We start from the raw sequence: 21,135 nt of genomic DNA on the forward strand, positions 1-21,135 counted from the left end.
GCCCGTGTTCGCGTCTGGCTGTGTGGCAAATGTCAGACGGGGCGCCGGACGCGCGGACTTTGTGCCACCGCGCTCATTAGGTAAAAACAGAGCCGCCCGTATCGGGCGGCTCGGCAATCAAAACCCTTGGATTCGGGGCATAAGCTACTGGTTTGTTTGCCCCTCGAGCATGCCGTCGAGGGTGCGCCAGGCGAGCTCGGCGCATTTGACGCGGGCGGGCATGTGCGAGATGTCCTGGAGCTGGGCGGCTTCGTCCAGGTCTTCCAGGTCGTCCTCGGAGAGCTTCTCGCCGCGGATCATGGCGAGGAAGAGCTCTGCCAAGCGGTGAGCTTCCTCGACGGTCTCGCCGGTGATGAGGTCGGCCATGATGTCGGCGCTGGCCTGGCTGATGGCGCAGCCATGACCGGTAAAGGAGGCCTCCTCGATCACGCCCTTCTCGACACGCAGCTGCAAGGTGAGCTCGTCGCCGCAGCTGGGGTTGATGCCGTCGTGCTCGTGCGTGGGAGCATCCATCTCGTACTTATAGTCGGGGTGCGAGTTGTGCTCCATAAATGTGGTGGAGGTGTACAGATTACCCATTGAACGTGCTCCAAACGTGATGCAGGCCGGCGATGAACTTGTCGATATCGGCCTTGTCGTTGTAGAAGGCCACGCTGGCGCGGCAGCAGGCAAGGTTTTCGACACCCAGCCAGGTAAGCAGCGGCTGCGCGCAGTGGTGGCCGGCGCGGATGCAGACGCCGTCCATGTCCATGATGCTCGCGACGTCGTGCGGGTGGATGCCCTTGACGTTAAAGCTCACAACTCCGTGGTGGTTGTCCCAATAGATGGAGCCGATGATCTGGACAAAGTCAAGCTGCATGAGCTCGCCCATCAGGTAGTGGACGAGTGCCTGCTCGCGGGCCTGGATGTTCTCGTAACCCACCGTGTTGACCAGGTAATCAAGGGCGGCGCCCGTGGCGAAGATGCCGGCGGCGTCCTGCGTGCCGGCCTCGAATTTCTCGGGAACGGGCGCCCAGACGGCGTCCTGCTCGGTGACCGAATCGATCATCTCGCCGCCGGTGAGCATGGGCGGCATGGCGTTGAGCAGGTCCATCTTGCCCCACAGCACGCCGATGCCCATGGGGCCCATGGCCTTGTGCGCGCTAAAGGCAAAGAAGTCGGCTCCCAGGTCGGCCACATCGACCGGCATGTGCGGCAGCGACTGCGCGCCGTCGACGACCAGATAGCCGCCGTACTTGTGGACGAGCTTGCCGAGGTTCTTGACCGGGTTCTCGACGCCCAGCACGTTAGAAACCTGACCCACGGCCAGAATCTTGGTCTTGGGGCCCACCTTGGACAGAACCTCCTCGGTGGTGAGTTGACCGGTCTTGGTGGGGTAGAGGTAGACGAGCTTGGCGCCGGTCTCGCGGCAGACCTGCTGCCACGGAATCAGGTTGGAGTGGTGCTCCATGATGGTGATGACGACCTCGTCGCCCGGTTTGAGCACTGTGGGCGCAAAGCTCTTGGCGACCAGGTTGAGCGACTCGCTCGTGTTGCGGGTGAAGACGACCTCGTTGGCCTGTGAGGCGCCGATGAGGTCGGCGATCTGCTGGCGGACCTTCGCGATGGCGTCGGTTGCCTCGACGGACAGCGAGTACAGGCCGCGCAGGGGGTTGGCGTTCATGCGCTGGTAGAAGTCGCGTTCGGCGTCAAGCACGCAGGCGGGGCGCTGCGCGGTGGCGGCGCTATCGAGGAAGGCGATCTCGGGGTGCTGCTGGAAAAGCGGGAATTGTGCCTTGTAGGGATTGGTCTCGATGTCGACGGTAGGCCAGCCGCGCGAGGCCTCGTCGCTGGCGTCGAGCTCCATAGGCTCCGGTGCGGTACAGGTGTCGCATTTAACGTGCTCGGTGTCGATCATGCGAGCTCCTCTTCAAAGTTGTCGATCAGGTTGTTGCCCAGGCGGACGACGGCGGCGCGGGTGCGCTCGTCGGTCGCGGAAAGCGCGGCGTCCTCCAGCTTGGCGCGGATGAACAGGTCCTCGGCGGCGTTTTGGTCAAGGCCTCGGCAGGCGAGGTAGAACAGTTGCTCGTCGCGGACGTGACCGATGGTGGCGCCGTGGTTGCCGGCAACGTCGTCCTCGTCGCAGAGAATGACGGGGACGGTCTTGTTGTCGACGCCCTTGTTGGCCAACAGCACGGTTTCGCGCTCGGTGCCGACGGCACCCTTGCAGCCGTGCACGAGGTCGATGGTGCCGCGGTAGACCTTCTTGGACGTGCCGGTCAGTACGCCGTTGGCGTCGATCTCGCACTCGGTCTTGCGACCGCGGTGGCGCAGCTCGTAGTTAAAGTCGCGCACCTGCTCGCGGGCGCCCAGGTAGTCAGTATCGATGGTGACCTTGGCGGTATCGCCCAGCAGGTCGCCGGCAAGGCCGGTGGCGCTGGCACCGGCACCCAGGACGGTGTGTTGCACGTTGACGCGCGCGCCCTCGTCCAGGAACAGGCCGGTGTCGTCGAGTGCGATCCAGCAATCGTCGAGCGTCTGCGTGCAGGCCACGTTGACGGTGGCGTACTCGTGGGCGCACACGCACAGCACGGATCCCACGACTCCCTCGCCGGCAACGGGGGAGTCCAGGGCGATCTGCAGGTCGAGCGTCGACTGGGGACGGACGACGACGTCGATGGCGGCGATGGCCGCGGCGGCATCGACACCGCTCACACGCACGGTAACCGTGGCGTGCTTGTATGCGGGCACATCGATGACGACGCGCTTGGTGGCGTGGTCGGCCAGGTAGGTGTAGGCAGCCTCGCCCATGCCAGTCTCGAAGGCCTCAGCGGGGGAGAGCTCCTCCTCCAGCTTAATAGCACCGGCCTGGTAGACGGAGGTGGCGGGCACGTCGAGCTCGGTCTCGGGCGTGATGCGGGCGCGGTCGGCGGCATCGCCAGGGGCGGAGGCGCGGCGCTCGGGGAAGCGCTCGGCCATGGCGTCCATGGCGGCGTCGAACGCGTCTGCCACGCCAGCAAACTGCTCGTCCAAGCCCTCAACCTTAACGGTCTCGGCGGGAGCGGCGGCAAGCTCGTCAGAGAGCTCGAGCTTGGTCTGGTTCATCTTCAGCCAGCCCCATGTGGCAGCCGGCATCGCATTGACCTGCTCAAGGGTGGTAGCAGCGGTGTTCGTGGTCTGTTTCATTATCCGATCGCTCCTTCCATCTCGAGCTTGATCAGGTTGTTCATCTCGACGGCGTACTCCAGCGGCAGCTCCTTGGAGACCGGGTTGGCAAAGCCGTTGACGATCATGGTACGGGCTTCTTCCTCCGAGATACCGCGGCTCATCAGGTAGAACACCTTATCGTCGCCGATGCGGCCGATGGTGGCCTCGTGGCCGATGTCGACGTTCTTGGCGCGGATGTCCATGGCGGGGATGGTGTCGGAGCGGCTCTGGTCGTCGAGCATGAGCGACTGGCAGCTCACGGTTGCCTTGGAACCCTCGGCCTTGGGCGTGGCCACGATGGAGCTGCGGAAGGTCTGGATGCCGCCGCTCTTGGAGATGCCCTTGGTCTCGACGGTTGCCGAGGTATCGGGCGCGTTGAGCACGACCTTGCAGCCGGTATCTAGGTTCTGGCCGGCGCCGGCAAAGGTAATGCCGGTAAAGCTCGAGCGGGCGCGGCGTCCGTTGAGCACGCTCATGGGGTAGAGGTAGCCCACGTGGCTGCCGAAGGAGCCGCTGATCCACTCGATGTCGCCGTCCTCGTCCACGCGCGCACGCTTGGTGTTGAGGTTGTACATGTTCTTGGACCAGTTTTCGATGGTCGAGTAGCGCAGGTGCGCACGCTTGCCCACAAAGAGTTCGACGGCGCCGGCGTGGAGGTTGGCCACGTTGTACTTGGGCGCGGAGCAGCCCTCGATAAAGTGCAGGTCGGCGTCGTCTTCGACAATGATGAGCGTGTGCTCAAACTGGCCGGCGCCCTTGGCGTTGAGGCGGAAGTAGCTCTGCAGCGGAAAATCGAGCTTGGTGCCCTTGGGCACGTAGACAAAAGAGCCGCCCGACCACACGGCGCCGTGCAGGGCCGCAAACTTGTGGTCGGTGGGCGGGATGAGCGTCATAAACTTCTCGTGGATGAGCGGCTCCCACTGCGGATCGTGCAGGGCCTCCTCGATGCCGGAGTAGACGATGCCCATCTTGGACGCGGTGTCCTGCATGTTGTGGTAGACGAGTTCGGAGTCGTACTGCGCGCCGACGCCTGCCAGGTAGCTGCGCTCGGCCTCGGGGATGCCCAGGCGCTCAAAGGTGTTCTTGATGTCGTCGGGCACCGACTCCCAGTCGTGCTTTTGGTCGGTGTTGGGCTTGACGTAGGTGACGATGTTGTCCATGTCCAGGCCCTCGATGGAGGGGCCCCACGTCGGGTCGGGAAAACGGTTGAAGATCTCGAGGGACTTTAAGCGCAGGTCGAGCATCCACTGCGGCTCGTCTTTCTTGGCGCTGATCTCGCGCACGATGTCGGGCGTGATGCCGGCGTCGAGGCGCTCGAATCCCTCCTCGCCATAGGTGAAGTCGTAGAGGCTGCGGTCGATGTCCGCGACCTCGGTGCGGTTCTTGGTCATTGCGTCGCCCCTTTACGCCTGCTGCTCGGCAGCGGCGGCCTCGGCCTGGGCGCGCTGCTCGGCGGCCTCGCGCTCGAAGGTCTCAAAACCGTTCTTGTCGATCCAGGGGATGAGCGAGGCGTCGTCCTCGCGCACGATGTGGCCCTTGACCATAACGTGGACGCGGTCGACATCCAGGTGCTCCAGGATGCGCGTGTTGTGCGTGATGATGAGCATGGAGCCGTCGCAGCTCCTGCGGTAGGCGTCCATGCCGTGGCTGACGGTGGAAAGGGCGTCGACGTCCAGGCCGGAGTCGGTCTCGTCCAGGATAGCGAGCTTGGGCTGCAGCAGCAGAAGTTGGAGCATTTCGACCTTCTTCTTCTCGCCGCCCGAGAAGCCCACGCCCAGCTCGCGGTTGAGGTAGGCGGTATCCATGTTGAGCTCGGCCGCGAGCTCCTTGACGCGGCGGCGGAACTCCTTACCCTTCATCTCCAGGCCGGGGCGGCCGGCGATGCTGGCGCGCAAAAAGCTCGACAGCGGCACGCCGGGGATCTCGACCGGTGCCTGGAAGCTCAGGAACAGGCCGGCGCGCGAGCGCTTGTCGGTGGTGAGCTTGGTGATGTCCTGGCCGTCAAAGACGATACGGCCGTCGTTGACCGTGTAGACGGGGTCGCCCATGACTAGGTGGCCCAGGGTGGATTTGCCGGCGCCGTTGGGTCCCATCAGCACGTGGGTCTCGCCGGCGGCGACGTTGAGGTTGACGTTGTGGAGGATGGTCTTTTCGTCCACGGAGGCGGTCAGACCTTCGATGGAAAGCAGCGGATTTGCGCTCATGCTGTCCCTCTCTGTATATGGTGTACTCATAGGTGTACTAAACCCTAGGAATCTTCTCGGAATAAAGTTACTATGGGTTCGGCGTTAGTCAAGGGAAAACCCGACTAATCCACTCGACTTTTCTAGATGTGGGACATAATAATCAGGTTTGTTTGCCCCGCGTGCATAAGATTTGGGACAAACACTCCTTGTATTTTGTCCCAGCAACGATGGGAGGGTAGGTATGCTCATTTCTTCCAAGGGCCGCTATGCCCTCCGGCTGATGATCTATATCGCGGCGCTGGGCGACGCCGAGGGCAAGATTGCCCTGCGCGAGGTTGCCGACCGCGAGCATATCTCGCAAAAGTATCTGGAACAGCTGGTCCGTCCGCTTATGAAGGCGGGCTTGCTTAAGAGCGTGCGCGGCAAGGGCGGCGGCTACATGATGGCCAAGGATCCCTCCGAGGTACGTGCGGGTGACATCCTGCGCGCCGTCGAGGGCAGCACGGCTCCGGTGGCGTGCGACGGCATCGACAACAGCTGCACCCGTAGTGATCTGTGTTCAACGGTCAAGTTCTGGCGCGGCCTGGACGAGGTCATCGAAAAGTACGTTGACGGCGTGACGCTGGCCGACCTAGCCGCCGTCCCCGAGATCAACTTTGACATTAAGCTGTAGGGGTGCAAATGGCATCTCTCGACAAGGTGTACAAGCAAATCGAAGTTTTTGCTCGGGAATGTGACGCCGAGAAGGTCGTGTTGTTTGGTTCTCGTGCTCGAGGCGACAACTTGCCCAAGAGCGATATTGACATCGCCGTAGCAGGTTGCCGGGATTTCGGCCGTTTCTCATATTTGATCGAGGAACATCTTGATACTCTTTTAGATGTAGATGTCGTCAATCTCGACGAGTCCCTATCGCAGCAATTGCTCGATGAGATTGCCAAGGATGGTGTGATTCTGTATGAAAAAATATGAGAACTTTGTTAGCGCCTTGGCGAATCTTGAGGATGCGCCCAATCAGGATCTCAACAATGATTTTGTTCAGAGTGGATTGATTAATAAGTTCAATCTTCAATTTGAACTGAGCTGGAAGCTCCTTAAGCGTCTGCTCGAGTATGAGGGCGCCACGCTTGCCGCGTCGGGGTCTCCTCGTGCCATCTTGAAGGAGTCCTACCGATTCTACGACTTTATTGATGAGGCAGCCTGGCTGGATATGCTCAGAGACCGCAATACGAACGTCCATATCTACGACAACAAGCTCGCTCAAGATTTGATTCAGCGCATCTTGAACGTCTATATTCCCGCTTTCTGTCAGTTGAGAGACGGGCTGACGAAACGTTACGGCGAGCTTCTGTTGGCGCCCGACGACCAGTTTGTCTAATTCCTTAAGATTTCGCGGAGGGTTGTTGCCGTTTACCGAGGGGTTGTTGTGCAACAACGGGCGAGCTGCAATACTTATTTCTATCTTTGCAAACTGCACTTTAACTATACCAATGCAGGGAGGATCTTATGCAGCCCAAGCATTCTGCTATTGTCGCGGGCCTGACGCTGGCGCTTTCGTTTGGCGCCGTTTCCGCGCCGGCACCCGCCGCTGCCGAGGAGCCCACGCCGGGCGTTGCCTCGGATGCCACCGATATCGACAAAGGTCTCTACACCCAGCAGTCTTTCTCGGGCGTGCTGAGGTCGGTCCAGGGCGTTTCGTTTGTCAACGTGACTCCCGAGATGAAGTACTTTACCAAGTACGAGAGCCATGGTAATTACAACCAGGGCTTTTCGTATGGCGACGGTTATAACGCGCTGGGCTATTACCAGTTCGACCGTCGTTGGTCGCTCATCCCGTTTATGAAGCAGGCCTACAACTACAACCCCGAAAAATACTGCATGCTCAAGGATGCGATTGATCGCGGCAGCGAGATTTCCAACACGAGCAATGCCATGTACGAGAACGGTCAGCTCACCGAGTTGGGCCATATCGCTCAGGATGCCTTTCAAGGTGCGTACAACACCGATCCTGTTGAGTTCTCAGCACTTCAAGATGCCTATGCGTACAACTCGTACTATGCGGTGACCGAGGCGTGGCTCAAGAGCGGCCTGGCCATTGATATTTCGGGCCGCGCCGATTGCGTCAAGGGCATGGTGTGGAGCATCACCAACATGTGCGGTACCGGTGGCTGCAGAGACTTCTTCCGCTGGGCGAATCTTTCCAACGATATGTCCGACCGCGAGTTTGTGACGGCGCTCTCCAACAGCGTGGTCAATAACGTGGCGACCAAGTATTCGAGCCAGCCCCAGTATCATGAGGGCTGGAAGAACCGCTACCGCAACGAGCTAAAGGACTGCTTGGTTTATATCGCTGAGGACGAGGCAGCCGCTGCGACGCCCGTGCAGCCCGAGCCTACGCCGGCGCCCTCGCCGACACCTGATTCGAATGACGACTCGAGTGACGATGCCAACGATGACAGGATGGATGCGCCCTCGACCGATGCTGACGGTAATGGCTCTGCTGGTGGCACTACCAACGACGGCTCTACCTCGAACGGCTCCGATTCGAACGGCTCTGCTGCGGGCGATTCGTCTTCAAGCTCTGCCGGCAATACGGACAGCGACGCTTCTGGTTCGACCGACGCTGGCACCTCTAACTCATCCACCGGCTCGAGCGATTCGTCCGTTGACACCGGCTCTAACAACGGCTCCGGCTCTGACGCAACCCCTGATTCCGACGCTTCCAAGGACGACTCGAATAAGGCGCCGGACGCTCCCGTTGCTTCGCCGGACAAGAAGCCTTCTTTCTCCGTGCAGCTTGGTTCTACGCTGGGCTCTTCGCTGATGGCTGGCGTCAATAATGGCTCGACCCAGAACAAGGACAATTCTGATCAGGTTTCCACGGAAAAGACCGAGGCCGCAAAGGGCGACTCCAAGGACAAGGCTTCCGAGAAGACCGAATCTGATAAGGGTTCTAGCTCTGAGGAGAAGGACGACAAATCCGTTCAGAAGAAGGACGAGAGCAAGACCGAGGGCGAAAAGAAACAGCCCGAAGACGACGACAAGAGCGGTGCTGACAACCAGGTCCAAGAGCAAAATGACTCCAAGACGGTGACCACTACAACCACGACGACTACAACGACCAAGTCATCTGGCGGTAACATGCCCAAGACGGGCGACCTTATCGTTATGGCGAGCCTTGCCAGTGCAAGCTTGGCCACACTGGGCGCTACGTCTATCGTAAGTGGTAAGCATAAGCTCGATCAGCAGAAGAAAGCTTCTGGGGAGGACGGCTCGGAGGAGTAGCCTCTTGGTTGCTAGATAACTAAAGAGTTGGGACGGGGTCCGGTGCGAATGCGTCGGGCCCCGTTTTGTTGTGCAACGATTAGTTGTGCCCCCTCACACCTCTTGTTGCTACCGTTGCCCGATATGTTTGCGCGGCGTCATCGGTACATGCGATGCGGTCATTACAATTGGCATCGTGCTGCGATTTAGGGGGAACGTTTTGGTGTCTGAACAGGCAAATGTTGATTGTGCTGCTGGCTTTGGCGTGCGCTTGATCGGCTGTGCCGACGATGCGGTTTTGCCCATTGGCATGCACGACTATGCGGAGGCCCTTGGTTGCTGCATGCTGGTTGACAAGACCATGTTTATTGCTGATGTGTTGGACTGCGACGCGTCCGTTGTGGTGTGCTGTCGACCCGAGGGTTTTGGCAAGAGCATGAACTTGTCGATGCTCAGGGCTTTTCTGGAGCGTCCGGCGGTCGGTCGCGCCGGTCGGATCTCGTTTGCCGATGCTCAGATTTGGGATGCGAACGGCGGGCGCTATCGGGATGAGTATGCTTGCTATCCGGTGATATCGCTGGACTTTTCTGGCGCTGCGAGGTGTGGCCCCGCTGTTGCCGGCGTCGTGCGCGATGCCCTTTCGGGCGAGTGCGCTCGCTTGTTGGCGCTCTTGGAGGCTCCGGATTTAGCTCGAGATAAGGTGCGTCACATCGAACGTGTCGCGCGTGGCGTGGCGAGCGCGGACGAGGTTGACTCGGTGCTCGGTGTGCTCATAGAGCTGCTGGAGATTGCCTGCGATGAGCAGGTTGTATTGCTCGTTGATGGGTACGATGCGGCGTGGTCTCGCCGTGCGAGCGCGAGGGACGCTTCCGACGCCGATCCGGCAGAACTACTTGACCGTGTGTTGTTCGACGCCATTGCCACTGCGCGTGATTCGTTGCGGCTGACGTGTCTGATGGGGGAGCGTCCCAGTCCTGCCGAAGTGGCGCTTTCTTCGCGCGGCTGCTCGTATTGTCTGACGACGCCGCTGTCGGCGTGGTGTGACCGATGTTTCGGTTTTTTGGATGCCGAGGTCGAGGCTCTATTGAATCATACTGGGCGCGAGGAATACCTGGATGATGCGCGTGAATGGCTCGAGGGATATCGGTTTGGCAGGGCCTATTGCTCGAGTCCAGAGCGTGTGATCGGTTTTCTGGGCCGAGGCTGCACGGCGCCTGTGCGTGCCGATCTGTATGGATATGCCGATTGTCTGAGTAGGGTAGTTGCCGGGTGGAATCTCGACCGCCTTTCGGTCTTGTTTGATTTGCTCGAGGCCCATGGGTGCGCTGAGGTCCCGCTTTGTTTGGGCACTGCAGAGCCAGATGTCTCGCCTGACGATGGCATGTGGACAGCGCTGTATCTGTCCGGTTTTCTCACGACGGATATGACTGAGGAGCCGGAGCATGGCGATCGCCTCCGTGCTTTGCGATTGCCCAATAACGAGCTTCGCCAGACCTTGCGTCTAGTGATTATTGAGTGGTTTGAGTGCGCTGCAGAAGACATTCGAGACGTCGATGCGTTTCGCGACGGGCTGTGCCATGGGAACGAGGATACCGTGAGGCGGGCGCTAAGCCGCATCTTAGGAGATGCGGGAATCGGTGCGACCGACCCAGATGCGCCACTGCCATATCATCTGCTCTTGCAGGGGCTCTGCTTTGGCTTGCCGGGCTATGCCAATCCTGCCTCGAGGCGAAAGTGTGGCGCGGGTCGCTGCGACATCCAGGTTTTTCCTACGGGCGCCGTGTTCGACATAGCCGATACGATCGGTATGCTCGATGAACGTCCGCTGATAACGATCAACATGATGTATGACCCCGGTGTGGATGCGCTGGGCCTGGAATTGCTGGCCGTGCAGGCGCTGCTCGACATAGAGCGCGACGGCATCGACGAAATCCGTGTGCCGCGCCCCGGCGTGGGTCGCATGCGCTGGGGGTTCGGTTTTGATGGGCAGCATGTGGCTACGGTGTGCCAGCGGCTTTAAGCGCCGAGGTGTTTCCGGCTTCCGTTACTCGGTGTCCTTCATGGGCGGCATGGGCTTCCAGTTGGGATCCTTGACGATCTTGCGGGCGTCCTTCATGCCTCGGCGCAGCGCCGGAATACCGGTCTTAAAGCACTTGTCAACGGCAGCCAGGCGAATGAACTCCTTGCAGAAGGTCGCGACGTTGCCCAGACGGAACAGCGCGGGGTGATAGTCGCCGTAAATCTGCATGTAGCGGGCCAGATAACCGCGGTTGCGCATGATGTAGTAGCGGTTGGTGTCGCTCGTAGAGTTGAGCTGGCGCTTGCCGGCGATATCCCAGTTAGAGACAGCGCGGGCACGCTTGAGCACCACGTCGGCAACAACGGCGGCGGGGAAGTGCTGGCTGGCCACGTAGCCGTAGCAGGCATCGTCGCCGTAGATGAAGAATCGCGCATCCGGCAGGCCGATCTTGTCGACCACGCGGCGCGAGAACAGGCCGCCTTCAAAGCACAACTGGTTCATGGCGCGGTAGCCCTTGGGGCCCAGGTCCCACTTAGCGATGGGGTTGGGGATACCAAGCGAAAGGATGAGCTGGTACTGCCAAAAGAAGGCGCCGCCGTCAAAGTCCAGGCGCGAACCCTGGATGACATCGTAGCGGTCGGTCCACTTGGCAAGACGCTCGATGCCTTCGGGGATGACGAGCACGTCGTCGTCCATCACCCAGAACCACTGGGCGCCCAGGTCGTAGGCGCATTTGGTGCCGGCGGAGAAGCCACCTGCACCGCCGCCGTTTTCGAGCTGTGGTGCGTAGATGACGCGGTCGGTGCCGCCCTTCGCGTCGGGCTGTTCGATGTCGGTGCCCCACAGGTTGGCCAGGCGCTCGTTGAATGCGGTGCACATGGCCTCGGTCTCACGCGAATTCTCGTTATCGACGATCACGATGCGCCAGGGCGCTGCCGTAAGCTCGGTCATGGAGTCGAACAAGTTGGCCAGGAGTTCCTGGCGCTTGTACGTAACGACGACAATGGCGAGCTTATCGATGGGAGCGGGAAGGGTTGAAGGCATGGGGCAATATATCCTTTCACGCGCGGCGGGCGAGTGCTGCGCGGAAGCTATCGAATACGTCCTTGGGACTGTCCTATTGTAAAGGCTCGGCGCACCTTGGCGGCAAGCTTTGAATAAAACGCAGGAACCTGCCATGGGCCCGCCGCATGACGTGGGGGCTGCTTTGCCCGCAAGAGGCTCCATAGATTATATAAACGCCCGCCGGCGCGCTGGCCCTTTGATACCATGAAACGACAGGTATTTCCTAAGGAGCACATTTGTCTACTAACGCCTCTGGCAGCCCTGTTCTGTCGCTGCTTATTCCCATTTACAATGTTCAGCGCTACCTGCGCGAGTGCCTCGATTCCGCCCTGGCGCAGACGCTCAAGGATATTGAGATCATCTGCATTAACGACGGGTCGACCGACAACTCGCCGGCGATTATCCGCGAGTATATGGAGCGCGATGGGCGCGTCAAGATGATCGACAAGGCCAACAGCGGCTACGGCGACTCGATGAACCGCGGCCTGGAGATGGCGCGCGGCAAGTACATTGGCATCTTGGAGTCCGATGACTTTATGGCGCCCGACGCACTCGAAAAGCTTGTCTCGGCCGCCGATAGCAATAATGCCGACTTTGCGAAGGCGAACTTTGATTTCTACTGGTCTAAGCCCGAGGAGCGCCGTTCGCTGCACGAGATGTTTAAAGCCAAGGACTGCGGCAAGCCAGTGCACCCGAGCGATACGACGCAGTTCTTTAAGCAAAAGCCGTCGATTTGGTCGGCCGTGTACCGTCGCGATTTTCTTGAGCACAACGGCATTACGTTCCTGCCGACTCCGGGGGCATCCTTTCAGGACACGTCATTTGCCTTTAAGGTGATCGCGTGTGCCGATAAGGCTGTTTACCTGCATGATGCCGTGTTGTCGTATCGCCAGGACAACGAGAATTCCTCGGTCAATTCTTCGGCTAAGGTCTTTTGCGTCAATACCGAGTATGCCGAGATTGAGCGTTGGATTCGAGAGGATTATGCCCGTGATCATGCAAGTGATGACGTCGCGCGCATGCTCAAGTTCAATCAGCTCATTAAGTACGATTCCTATATGTGGAACTACGTGCGGCTGGCGCCTAAGTTCTATAAGGAGTTCCTGGTGCAGATGGCCAAGGAATTTCAGGCGGCCTTGGACGCGGGGGAGTTTTCGCTTGACGACTTTAAGCCGTGGAAGCGCGCGAATCTCGCTGCCATCCTCAAAGATCCTGAGGGCTGGGTTGACGAGCACCCGAGTTTTGCGACGGATGGTGCCTTGGGGCGTGCTAAGTATTACGCCTCGGTTGGAGGCCCAGGCGTGGTTGCTGCCTTCCTCATCGAATCGCTGAGGGGGTAGGTCGGCATGGGAGAGGCCTCGTGTCCTAAAGCTACCATTGTCGTCCCCGTTTACAACTCTGCGCGCTCGATTCAGCGATGCCTCGATTCGCTGTTGGCCCAGTCCGAGCGCTCGATTCAGGTTGTCTGCGTCAACGACGGTTCGACTGATGATTCGTTGAACGCGTTGCGCCAGATCGCGCAGGCCGACGATCGTGTACTGGTGATTGACCAGGAAAACGCGGGCGTCTCGTGCGCTCGAAATGCCGGTATCGATGCTGCCGAGGGCGAGACCGTCTTTTTTGTGGACGCCGACGATTACATCGATGCCCAGACGGTCGAGCGCGTGCTGCATGCCATGGAGTCTGCGGATGCCGAGGCCGCCGTATTCGGTGGCGTTTGCGAGCCGTCCGACGCCGCACCTAAACGCGTCCAACAACTCATGAGCCCCAAAGCGGGCACCTTTGGCGCACGAGATCCCCAGTTGCTGTTCCACGCAAACGCACAGCCCTATGCATGCCGCGCGGCTTTTTCGCGCGAGCTGCTCAATCGCGAAGGTATTCGCTTCGCCCCCGGTTTGGCTTTGGGCGAGGACGTCGTCTTCCAATTTGCGGCTTATGCGCTTGCCCGCAGGACCGTCGTCATGCCTGACAAGTTCTACCACTACGTGATGGAGAGCGAATCGGCGACGCACGAGTTCAACAGTGCCGAGGCGCGCGCCAAAAAGCTTGACGCCCACATGAAGATGCTCGAGGAGGTCTTGGAAGACTGGGCGGCCTATGGTCTTTTGGACCTGTGTCCCGGCGAGCTGATAACTTGGTTTTTGGACCTAATTGTGTTCGATCTGGCGCGCTTGGATGCCGATGACTTCCATCGCGTGGCGGCTCGCGTCAACGTGGACCTCACGACGTTTTTGGGAACGGAGTGGGCGGATATGCCTGCTAAGGGTGCCGTTCGCCGTGTTGCCCACAAGCTCGTTGCGGCGACCTCGGGCGTTTCGATGGCAGACGCCACGCTGTTCTATCTTTCGACTCGCGGTCTCAAAGCCTGCCTGGAGCGCTTTCTATAATTCCAAGCGCTGCCGCCCGCCGCAACTCGGCTGCTAAAATAACCCTGTTACACGCTATTCAACAGGAGGTTCTCTTGCAGAACTCTGATACCCCTAAAGTTTCGCTGCTTGTTCCCATTTGCAATGTCGAGCGCTATCTGCGCGAGTGCCTCGATTCCGCCGTGGCGCAGACGCTCAATGACATCGAGATCATCTGCATCAACGACGGCTCCACCGATAGCTCGCCGGATATCATCCGCGAGTACATGGAGCACGACCCCCGTGTAAAGATGATCGACAAGGCCAACAGCGGCTACGGCGATTCGATGAACCGCGGCCTGGAGATGGCGCGTGGCGAGTACGTGGGCATTTTGGAGTCCGATGACTTTATGTTTGAGGACTCGCTTCAAAAGCTGGTTGCCAAGGCAGATGCCGAGCATGCCGATGTGGTCAAAGGCGATTTCTATCTGTATTGGTCCACGCCCAGCGAGCGCCGTGAACTGTTTGGGATCATCGACGAGTATATGACGGGCGCCGCGTATCGTCCCGTCGATCGCCCGGGTATCTTCTACCGCAAACCTTCCATTTGGTCGGCCATCTATCGGCGCGAGTTTCTCAACGCCAACCAGATCCGGTTCCTTCCCACGCCGGGTGCATCGTATCAGGACGCAGGCTTTAACTTTAAGGTTTGGGCTTGCGCCGAGCGTGCCGCGTTTATTACGGACCCCATTTTGTGCTATCGCCAGGATAACGAGAAGAGCTCTGTTAATTCGCCCAACAAGGTGTTTTGCGTGTGTGACGAATATGCCGAGATGCAACGTTTTTTGGACGAGCGTCCCGAGCTCAAGGCTCAGCTCCAGGGCATTTTAATGCGCATGAAGGTCGATACGTACCGTTGGAATGATGAGCGCCTGGTCGATGAGCTGCGCGAGCAGTTTTGGGAGAAGGCATCTCCCGAGCTCAAGGCCGATTGGGATGCCGGTCGCTTTGACCTGTCGCTGTTTGATCCGCGCGGCGAGACCGACTTGCGCCTAATGATCAAGTCGCCCCGCGCCTATATCGATTCGCGCTTTGACTTTAAGAAGCCGGGCAAGCTCAACACGTTTAAGCATTACTTTAAGATCGGTGGCCTGCTGCTGGTTTGGCGCGTGCTGACGTATCAGCGCACCTACGGCGATAACCCGCATCCCGATGACGTGCTGGCGGCACAGTAGGAGCGCGTGATTATGGCTACCCCTAAGATTTCCGTCGTCGTTCCCATCTACAAGGTGGAGGAGTGCCTGGCATGGTGCCTGGACTCCCTACTCGCGCAGGATATGCCCGATTGGGAAGGTGTGCTGGTTAACGATGGCTCGCCGGATGGTTCGCGCGATATTGCAGCTGCCTATTGCGAAAAGGATGCGCGCTTTACGCTGGTTGATAAACCCAACGGTGGTTTGTCGAGCGCCCGCAATGCGGGAATCGCTGCGTCCACGGCGCCTGTCGTTGCGTTTTTGGATTCCGACGACCGGTTTACGTCTGATGCGTGCCGCGTAATCGTTGATGCCTTTGAGCGTGAGGATTGCGACGTTTTGACCTTTGGCGCAAACCCGTATCCGTTGGAGGCGGGGTATCCGTGGCTTAACTATGTGCTGAGCCCGCGCGATGCGTCGTTTGAGGGCTATAGCTCCGACCTGCTGTTTAAGGAAGCATCTCGCCCCTTTGCATGGCGCACCGCCTGCAAGCGTGACTTCTTGCTGGGCAACGGGATCGTGTTCGACGAAACCGTTAAGTATGGCGAGGACCAGGTCTTCGATTTTGCCGTGTACGGTCGTTCGCGCAAGACTGCGCTTATCTCGAACAAGCTGTATGACTACCGCGTGGCGCGCAAGGGCTCGCTCATGGACACCATGCGCTATGACGACGAGACGCGCTTGCTGGAACACGTGAAGATTTACTCCGCGGTGCTGGCCGATTGGCGCCGTGATGGGCTCGATGCCCAGCATGCCGATGACCTGGCGTACTTCCTGTGTGATCTGGTGCTGTACGATGCGCTCAGGTTGCTGAGTTCGGGCTGCGGCAAGGTGTTTGCTGCCGTCGCCGCGGCGCTTGACGGTTCTGCCGTGGGCAGTGATGCTGCGCTCGCACGATGTACTCCTTCTGTTGCCGCTATGGTGCGTGCGGCACTTGTCGGTAAGGTGCCTGCTGCTCGTTCGTGCAAAAAGCTCATGTTCGATTACGACGTCTTGAGGTTTGGGCGCCTGGGCGCGTGCAAGCGCATGGCCGCGAATGCTCTGGGAAAGCGAGAGGTGTAGATGAGTATCAAGCGTTTGGCGCTTTGCCGCAGTCAGGGCCGCCTGTTTGTGTTGCTTCGCTTTGTCGGCCAGGATATCGCGGGGCTTATTGAGCAGGATGGTTCCCAATCCTTTGCTCACGCGACGACCAATGACGCTTGCGTGCCGTCTTTGGCACTGTCGGTCGATCATGGCCGCGTGCTCGCGCTTTGTCCCTCCGTTGCCGATTATGAGCGCGAGCTCGTTGTCTTGGTGCTTCCGTTTATGGACGGCTCAACAATTGACGTCTCATTTGCGTCCGGCGGCAAAAGGCTGGGCTCTATTCGCCTTGATAGTCGTATTGCCAAGCTGGAATCTAAGATTAACTACAAAGCAAAGCCTGCGATGTGTGCGCTCGTTCGCGATGCGCAACGCGGCGAGTGCTGCGGTCGCTACGAGATCGATGCCGTTCGTTATTTACCGGCAGATGAGGGCGCCGTCTGGCGCTATGAGGTCAAGTGGGCGGGAGATCCCCAGTGCGCCCCTGAGCTCCAGATCTTCGATACGCATATGAACGCGATTGAGGCCACCGTGCATGTGTTTGAGTCGCAGGTCGATGTTCTCCAGCAAAACGGATGTCGTGTCAATAAAACGTATCTAAGCGTGGAGATGCCTCAGGATATACGCGATTTTGTCGCGATTGCGGCTGATCCCACGGGCCAAATCCAGAGCGGGTTTTGCGCCATGGATGGTCGTTTGTACAACGGCATGGTCGATGACAGTTGGAATCGCATGAAGGATGCACGCGCGGACGACGCCGCTTATCGACGTTGGTTTGAGCAGCATCGCGCAAAGCCGGGTGATTTGGCACGCCAGCGTGTCGCTTCGGCGGCATTTGCCTATAGGCCGCTCGTGAGCATTGTGGTGCCGTGCTATAAGACCGATCGGGTTTGCCTGCGTGAGTTGTTGGACTCTGTGCTATCCCAGAGCTATGACAACTGGGAATTGCTGCTTATGGACGCCTCGCCCGAATGGGACGCGGTGGCCACCCTTGCGGCAGGTGCCAACGACGAGCGCGTCCGTCGCATCGAGCTTCCCGGCAACGGCGGCATTGTGGTCAACACCAACGCAGGTATCGAGCAAGCGACGGGCGACTACATCGCGTTCTTGGACCATGACGACATTCTGGAACCGGACGCGTTGTTCCACTATGTCGCCGCGTTGAACAAGGCGGCAGAGGGTGAGCGTCCGCAGGTCCTGTTCTGTGACGAGGACATGTTCCAGAAAACGGGGGAGTGGGGTCAACCGGTCTTTAAGACCAAACTCAACGTCGACCTGCTCTATAGCCATAACTGCGTGACGCATTTTCTGATGGTGGAGAAGGCACTTATCGATCGCATTGGCATGTCGCCGGAAGACGTCGCTGGCGCCCAGGATTATGATCTGACGCTTCGCTGCCTTGCATCGGGCGCACGCTTTGAGCATATTGCCCACGTGTTGTATCACTGGCGTGTGCACCCCGGTTCCACCGCCGATGGCTCTGCAGATAGCAAGCCGTATGCCATTGAAGCCGGTCGTTTGGCGCTGCAGCGCCACTTTGAGTCGCTGGGCGTTCGCGGAACGGTCGAGGAGACCGAGACGCCGTTTGTCTATCGCATGCGTTATGCGCTGCCGGAGCCTGCGTCGCTGGTGAGTATTGTGATTCCCACCAAGGATCACATTGAGACGCTCGATGCCTGTGTGATGTCGATCGCCCAGAAGGCCACGTATACCAATTACGAGATTGTCTTGGTGGAGAACAACAGCGAAGATCCGGAGACCTTTGCGTATTACGAAACCCTGCCGGAGCGCGTGGCGGCTGCATCTGGCGGCAAGGGTGCCGCACGCGTTGTGTACTGGCCGGGGGAGTTCAATTACTCTCAGATCATCAATTTTGGTGTGGAGCATGCCAAGGGCGACTACCTGTTGCTGCTGAACAACGATACCGAGGTCATAAGCGCCGACTTTATCGAAGAGATGATGGGTTATCTGCAACGCCCCGATGCGGGCGTGGTGGGTGCTAAGCTCTACTTTGCCGACCATCTGGTGCAACACGCTGGCATATTGGTTGGCGTGCGTGGCGCACTTGCCCATGCCAACCAGGATTTCTCGGCAAAGCGCGAAGGCTATCTTGCCCGTGCCGTACGACCGGGCAACTTTAGTGCCGTAACGGGTGCCTGTCAGATGGTCCGACGCGACGTATTTGAGCAAGTCGGAGGCTACAACGAGGAATTCGCCGTCGGCTTTAACGACGCAGACTTTTGCCTGCGCGTGTGGGAGGCTGGCTACCGCACCGTCTTTACGCCCTATGCTGAGCTGTATCACTACGAGTTCACCTCGCGCGGCAGGGAAGAGGCCAACGAGGAAAAGCTGCGCAGATGGAAACGCGAGCAGGCGCTGTTCATGCAGCGCTGGCCGGAGTTCTTCTTGACGGGCGATCCGTGGCTGGGGCCGAACTTATCCGCTGAGAGCGAGTATTTCTCTGTCTAAGGCAATGGTTTTTAGGAAGTCCTTAACTTTCTTTCGCTATGAGCTTGGAAGAAGCAACGTTGGACTACCTGCTAAGACAAATTACGAAAGTTTGATACTTCCGCGATAAGTTTATACAGTCTTATATAACTCGATACTATCCGATATAGTCTACGATAAATACTTAAGCAATGATTGACTGTCAATAGACCCCCAGAAAGGAGAACAGGTGAGCGTCACAGCATTCCATAACCCGTTTCGTCCCACTGCCGGCGCTGAGCCTCCGCGCATAATTGGTCGCGATGATATCGCTCTTGAGTTTACCGAGAGTTTGAATGCGGGAATTGGTGCACCTGCGAGGCTCATGCGCATTGCTGGACCGAGGGGCTCCGGAAAAACTGTTTTGCTCTGCGACCTTAGGGATCGTGCGCGAGAGCTTGGTTGGAAGACCGCTATTGTTTCTGCTGGCCCTAACCTATTGCTGGACTTGAGGGATCAGGTTGCTGATTCTTCCCTTGCGGCCAATGCTTCGGTCGGCGTAAACGCCGGCTTTGTTTCCGCGAAAGTTGACGTTGCGCCCAAAGAACCGAGCCTTAGAAAGTTGCTGAGTTCGGCAGCGAAGTCATCCAAGGGTCTTTTTATTGCCATCGATGAAGTTCAGGACGCCCCGATTGACGATATGCGCGACATTGCGTCTACGGTTCAGCTTTTGATAGGGGAAAGAGTAGATATCGCACTTGCCTTTGCCGGTTTACCCGCTGGTGTTATGGATCTTATTAACGGCAAGGCGCTTACGTTCTTGCGTCGTGCCCTCCCCGAAGACCTGGCGCCTATCAACCAGGTGGAGGTGGCGCTCTCTATGGGCGACAGCTTTGTCGCGACTGGCTTGACCATAGAGGACGATCTTCTGTCGAGAGCCGCTAAGGCCACTAAGGGCTATGCCTATCTGGTGCAACTGGTCGGTTACTCCATTTGGCAGCGCGCCAACTTGCATCGTGCCAAAAGTGCCATCGTGAGCGAGCGCGACGTTACCGAAGGCATTGCGCTGGCAGAAGCTCGTTTTCACGATGTTGTTCACGAGCCCGCGATTTCTGGACTGGGGCTCAACGATATCAAATACCTTTTGGCCATGTGCGAGGATAAACAACAGTCTAAATCAGCCGAGATTGCTAAGCGCATGGGCAAAAAGACTAATGAGATCAGCTCTATTAGGGCCAAATTGCTACAAAGAGAGGTTATTCAGGCACCACAGAGGGGCTACGTGCAGTTTGCCGTGCCGGACCTAGATATCTATCTGCGAGAGAATGCCGAGGAGATTCTCGAACGGTTCTAAATCGAGAGAGGCGACGTCACCATCTTTAAAACTGCCGCCAGCGTCGATTGCCACATCGGGTTTTTCTGGGGCGATAATCCCCGTGATAATAAGATGTGGCGCTCCTTATCGCCTGCCAATCAGATTTCGTCTATCTATAGCATTGCGTGTTTTAATTTGCCACAGCAAAGATACCATTCACGGAGAGTGAGGGCTTTCTTGCCCGCGCTGTGCGCCCCGGTAACTTCAGTGCCGTAACGGGCGCCTGCCAGATGGTCCGACACGACTTATTTGAGCAGGTCGGAGGCTATAACGAGGAATCCGCCGTCGGGTTTAACGACGTAGACTTCTGCCTGCGCGTGTGGGGGGGCGGGGTACTGCGCCATCTTTACGCCCTATGCCGAGCTGTACCACTGCGAGTTCACCTCGCGCGGCAGGGAAGAGGCCAACGAGGAAAAACTGCGCCGCTGGAAGCGCGAGCAGGCGCTGTTCATGCAGCGCTGGCCGGAGTTCTTCCTTGACGGGCGATCCGTGAAGGGATGCCAATCTTAGCAGCGAGAGTGAGTTTGATGATTTGTGATTCTGGGAATGGCATCGCTATTGAATTAGCTTTGCACGAACGCCGTCTGGCGTAAATATCGTCCATTGGCCCGAGCGAGCACTGATTAAATGCCGGCTTCCGATAACATAAAGACAGTTATTAATTGTGGAGGATTGTATGAAGCGTCTTTCAATTACTTTATCTCTTGCGGTCGCGCTGTCTCTGTGTGTATGCTCCACGGCTATTGCTGCTAGCCCAGCAGATGCCGCGCTGTCGCAGGCTGAATCAATTTCATGCACCGTCTCTGCTGGCCCGTCGGCGCCCGCCCCCAGGGCGGAGGCGACCGGCGACGGCGAGGTCACCCTGACCTGGGAGCCCGTCGAGGGCGCCGAGCGCTACGCCGTTGCGGAGGCCTTCTCCAACGGCACCTACGCCACC

General features: G+C 58.7%; 18 protein-coding genes. 12 read left to right on the top strand and 6 right to left on the bottom strand.

All coding sequences use genetic code 11. The features are described from left to right. Positions 1 to 144: 144 nt before the first annotated feature. The 5 genes from sufU to sufC are packed head-to-tail and all read right to left on the bottom strand — an operon-like array spanning position 145 to position 5,390. A complete protein-coding gene (sufU, locus tag AAA021_RS03040; RefSeq protein ID WP_349087911.1) occupies positions 145 to 579 on the bottom strand; it encodes a Fe-S cluster assembly sulfur transfer protein SufU in 435 nt (144 codons plus the stop codon). Continuing rightward, positions 572 to 1,897, bottom strand: coding sequence for a SufS family cysteine desulfurase (locus tag AAA021_RS03045; protein WP_349087912.1), 1,326 nt, complete (start codon positions 1,895 to 1,897; stop codon positions 572 to 574). The genes sufU and AAA021_RS03045 overlap by 8 nt, the downstream gene beginning before the upstream one ends. Next, the gene (locus tag AAA021_RS03050; RefSeq protein WP_349087914.1) at positions 1,894 to 3,165 is read right to left on the bottom strand and encodes a SufD family Fe-S cluster assembly protein; all 1,272 of its coding nucleotides are present in this window, start codon (positions 3,163 to 3,165) and stop codon (positions 1,894 to 1,896) included. The genes AAA021_RS03045 and AAA021_RS03050 overlap by 4 nt, the downstream gene beginning before the upstream one ends. After that, positions 3,165 to 4,577 carry a Fe-S cluster assembly protein SufB gene (gene sufB / locus AAA021_RS03055; protein WP_117854891.1) on the bottom strand — a complete coding sequence of 471 codons (1,413 nt, stop codon included), beginning with the start codon at positions 4,575 to 4,577 and terminating at the stop codon, positions 3,165 to 3,167. Before sufB ends, AAA021_RS03050 begins: the two co-directional genes overlap by 1 nt. A 12-nt stretch (positions 4,578 to 4,589) precedes the next feature. Further along, positions 4,590 to 5,390: a Fe-S cluster assembly ATPase SufC gene (gene sufC / locus AAA021_RS03060; RefSeq protein WP_349087916.1), complete on the bottom strand. Its 801-nt coding sequence runs from the start codon at positions 5,388 to 5,390 to the stop codon at positions 4,590 to 4,592. A gap of 223 nt (positions 5,391 to 5,613) precedes the next feature. Between sufC and AAA021_RS03065 the strand changes: the two genes are divergently transcribed. The 5 genes from AAA021_RS03065 to AAA021_RS03085 all read left to right on the top strand — a co-directional run bounded on the left by AAA021_RS03065 (position 5,614) and on the right by AAA021_RS03085 (position 10,653). Next, the gene (locus AAA021_RS03065; protein WP_349087917.1) at positions 5,614 to 6,045 is read left to right on the top strand and encodes an Rrf2 family transcriptional regulator; all 432 of its coding nucleotides are present in this window, start codon (positions 5,614 to 5,616) and stop codon (positions 6,043 to 6,045) included. A gap of 8 nt (positions 6,046 to 6,053) precedes the next feature. Beyond that, a complete protein-coding gene (locus AAA021_RS03070) occupies positions 6,054 to 6,341 on the top strand; it encodes a nucleotidyltransferase domain-containing protein (protein WP_055286556.1) in 288 nt (95 codons plus the stop codon). Continuing rightward, a complete protein-coding gene (locus AAA021_RS03075; RefSeq protein WP_117746665.1) occupies positions 6,328 to 6,747 on the top strand; it encodes an HI0074 family nucleotidyltransferase substrate-binding subunit in 420 nt (139 codons plus the stop codon). Before AAA021_RS03070 ends, AAA021_RS03075 begins: the two co-directional genes overlap by 14 nt. A gap of 128 nt (positions 6,748 to 6,875) precedes the next feature. After that, a complete protein-coding gene (locus AAA021_RS03080) occupies positions 6,876 to 8,654 on the top strand; it encodes a hypothetical protein (protein ID WP_349087920.1) in 1,779 nt (592 codons plus the stop codon). A 202-nt stretch (positions 8,655 to 8,856) separates the two neighbouring features. Further along, positions 8,857 to 10,653 (top strand): AAA family ATPase, encoded by a 1,797-nt coding sequence (locus AAA021_RS03085; RefSeq protein ID WP_349087921.1) that lies wholly within the window; start codon positions 8,857 to 8,859, stop codon positions 10,651 to 10,653. A gap of 24 nt (positions 10,654 to 10,677) precedes the next feature. On the opposite strand, the gene AAA021_RS03090 is transcribed toward AAA021_RS03085, so the two are convergent. Continuing rightward, positions 10,678 to 11,697, bottom strand: a complete 1,020-nt coding sequence (locus AAA021_RS03090) for a glycosyltransferase (RefSeq protein WP_161145066.1) — start codon at positions 11,695 to 11,697, stop codon at positions 10,678 to 10,680. A gap of 257 nt (positions 11,698 to 11,954) precedes the next feature. Between AAA021_RS03090 and AAA021_RS03095 the strand changes: the two genes are divergently transcribed. The 7 genes from AAA021_RS03095 to AAA021_RS03125 all read left to right on the top strand — a co-directional run. Then, on the top strand, positions 11,955 to 13,058 hold the full coding sequence (locus AAA021_RS03095; protein WP_349087923.1) for a glycosyltransferase: 1,104 nt from the start codon (positions 11,955 to 11,957) through the stop codon (positions 13,056 to 13,058). A 6-nt stretch (positions 13,059 to 13,064) separates the two neighbouring features. Beyond that, positions 13,065 to 14,105 (top strand): glycosyltransferase, encoded by a 1,041-nt coding sequence (locus AAA021_RS03100; protein ID WP_349087925.1) that lies wholly within the window; start codon positions 13,065 to 13,067, stop codon positions 14,103 to 14,105. A 74-nt stretch (positions 14,106 to 14,179) separates the two neighbouring features. Then, complete coding sequence (locus AAA021_RS03105; protein ID WP_349087927.1) at positions 14,180 to 15,298, top strand: glycosyltransferase family 2 protein; 1,119 nt, start codon at positions 14,180 to 14,182, stop codon at positions 15,296 to 15,298. A 12-nt stretch (positions 15,299 to 15,310) separates the two neighbouring features. Next, positions 15,311 to 16,378: a glycosyltransferase gene (locus AAA021_RS03110; protein WP_349087928.1), complete on the top strand. Its 1,068-nt coding sequence runs from the start codon at positions 15,311 to 15,313 to the stop codon at positions 16,376 to 16,378. Then, positions 16,379 to 18,865 (top strand): glycosyltransferase family 2 protein, encoded by a 2,487-nt coding sequence (locus AAA021_RS03115; protein WP_349087929.1) that lies wholly within the window; start codon positions 16,379 to 16,381, stop codon positions 18,863 to 18,865. 208 nt (positions 18,866 to 19,073) lie between these two features. Continuing rightward, entirely contained in the window at positions 19,074 to 20,177 is a 1,104-nt protein-coding gene (locus tag AAA021_RS03120; protein ID WP_349087930.1) for an ATP-binding protein, read from the top strand. Between the two features lie 697 nt (positions 20,178 to 20,874). Further along, positions 20,875 to 21,135 (top strand): hypothetical protein (locus AAA021_RS03125; protein ID WP_349087931.1); only part of this gene is annotated, 261 nt, incomplete at its 3' end.

The sequence above is a fragment of the Collinsella sp. CLA-JM-H32 genome, assembly GCF_040098165.1.
Lineage (GTDB): Bacteria > Actinomycetota > Coriobacteriia > Coriobacteriales > Coriobacteriaceae > Collinsella.

Coding starts and splice junctions, on each gene's coding strand:
- sufU (WP_349087911.1), bottom strand. CDS start 579: ATGGGTAATCTGTACACCTCCACCACATTTATGGAGCACAACTCGCAC.
- AAA021_RS03045 (WP_349087912.1), bottom strand. CDS start 1,897: ATGATCGACACCGAGCACGTTAAATGCGACACCTGTACCGCACCGGAG.
- AAA021_RS03050 (WP_349087914.1), bottom strand. CDS start 3,165: ATGAAACAGACCACGAACACCGCTGCTACCACCCTTGAGCAGGTCAAT.
- sufB (WP_117854891.1), bottom strand. CDS start 4,577: ATGACCAAGAACCGCACCGAGGTCGCGGACATCGACCGCAGCCTCTAC.
- sufC (WP_349087916.1), bottom strand. CDS start 5,390: ATGAGCGCAAATCCGCTGCTTTCCATCGAAGGTCTGACCGCCTCCGTG.
- AAA021_RS03065 (WP_349087917.1), top strand. CDS start 5,614: ATGCTCATTTCTTCCAAGGGCCGCTATGCCCTCCGGCTGATGATCTAT.
- AAA021_RS03070 (WP_055286556.1), top strand. CDS start 6,054: ATGGCATCTCTCGACAAGGTGTACAAGCAAATCGAAGTTTTTGCTCGG.
- AAA021_RS03075 (WP_117746665.1), top strand. CDS start 6,328: ATGAAAAAATATGAGAACTTTGTTAGCGCCTTGGCGAATCTTGAGGAT.
- AAA021_RS03080 (WP_349087920.1), top strand. CDS start 6,876: ATGCAGCCCAAGCATTCTGCTATTGTCGCGGGCCTGACGCTGGCGCTT.
- AAA021_RS03090 (WP_161145066.1), bottom strand. CDS start 11,697: ATGCCTTCAACCCTTCCCGCTCCCATCGATAAGCTCGCCATTGTCGTC.
- AAA021_RS03100 (WP_349087925.1), top strand. CDS start 13,065: ATGGGAGAGGCCTCGTGTCCTAAAGCTACCATTGTCGTCCCCGTTTAC.
- AAA021_RS03110 (WP_349087928.1), top strand. CDS start 15,311: ATGGCTACCCCTAAGATTTCCGTCGTCGTTCCCATCTACAAGGTGGAG.
- AAA021_RS03115 (WP_349087929.1), top strand. CDS start 16,379: ATGAGTATCAAGCGTTTGGCGCTTTGCCGCAGTCAGGGCCGCCTGTTT.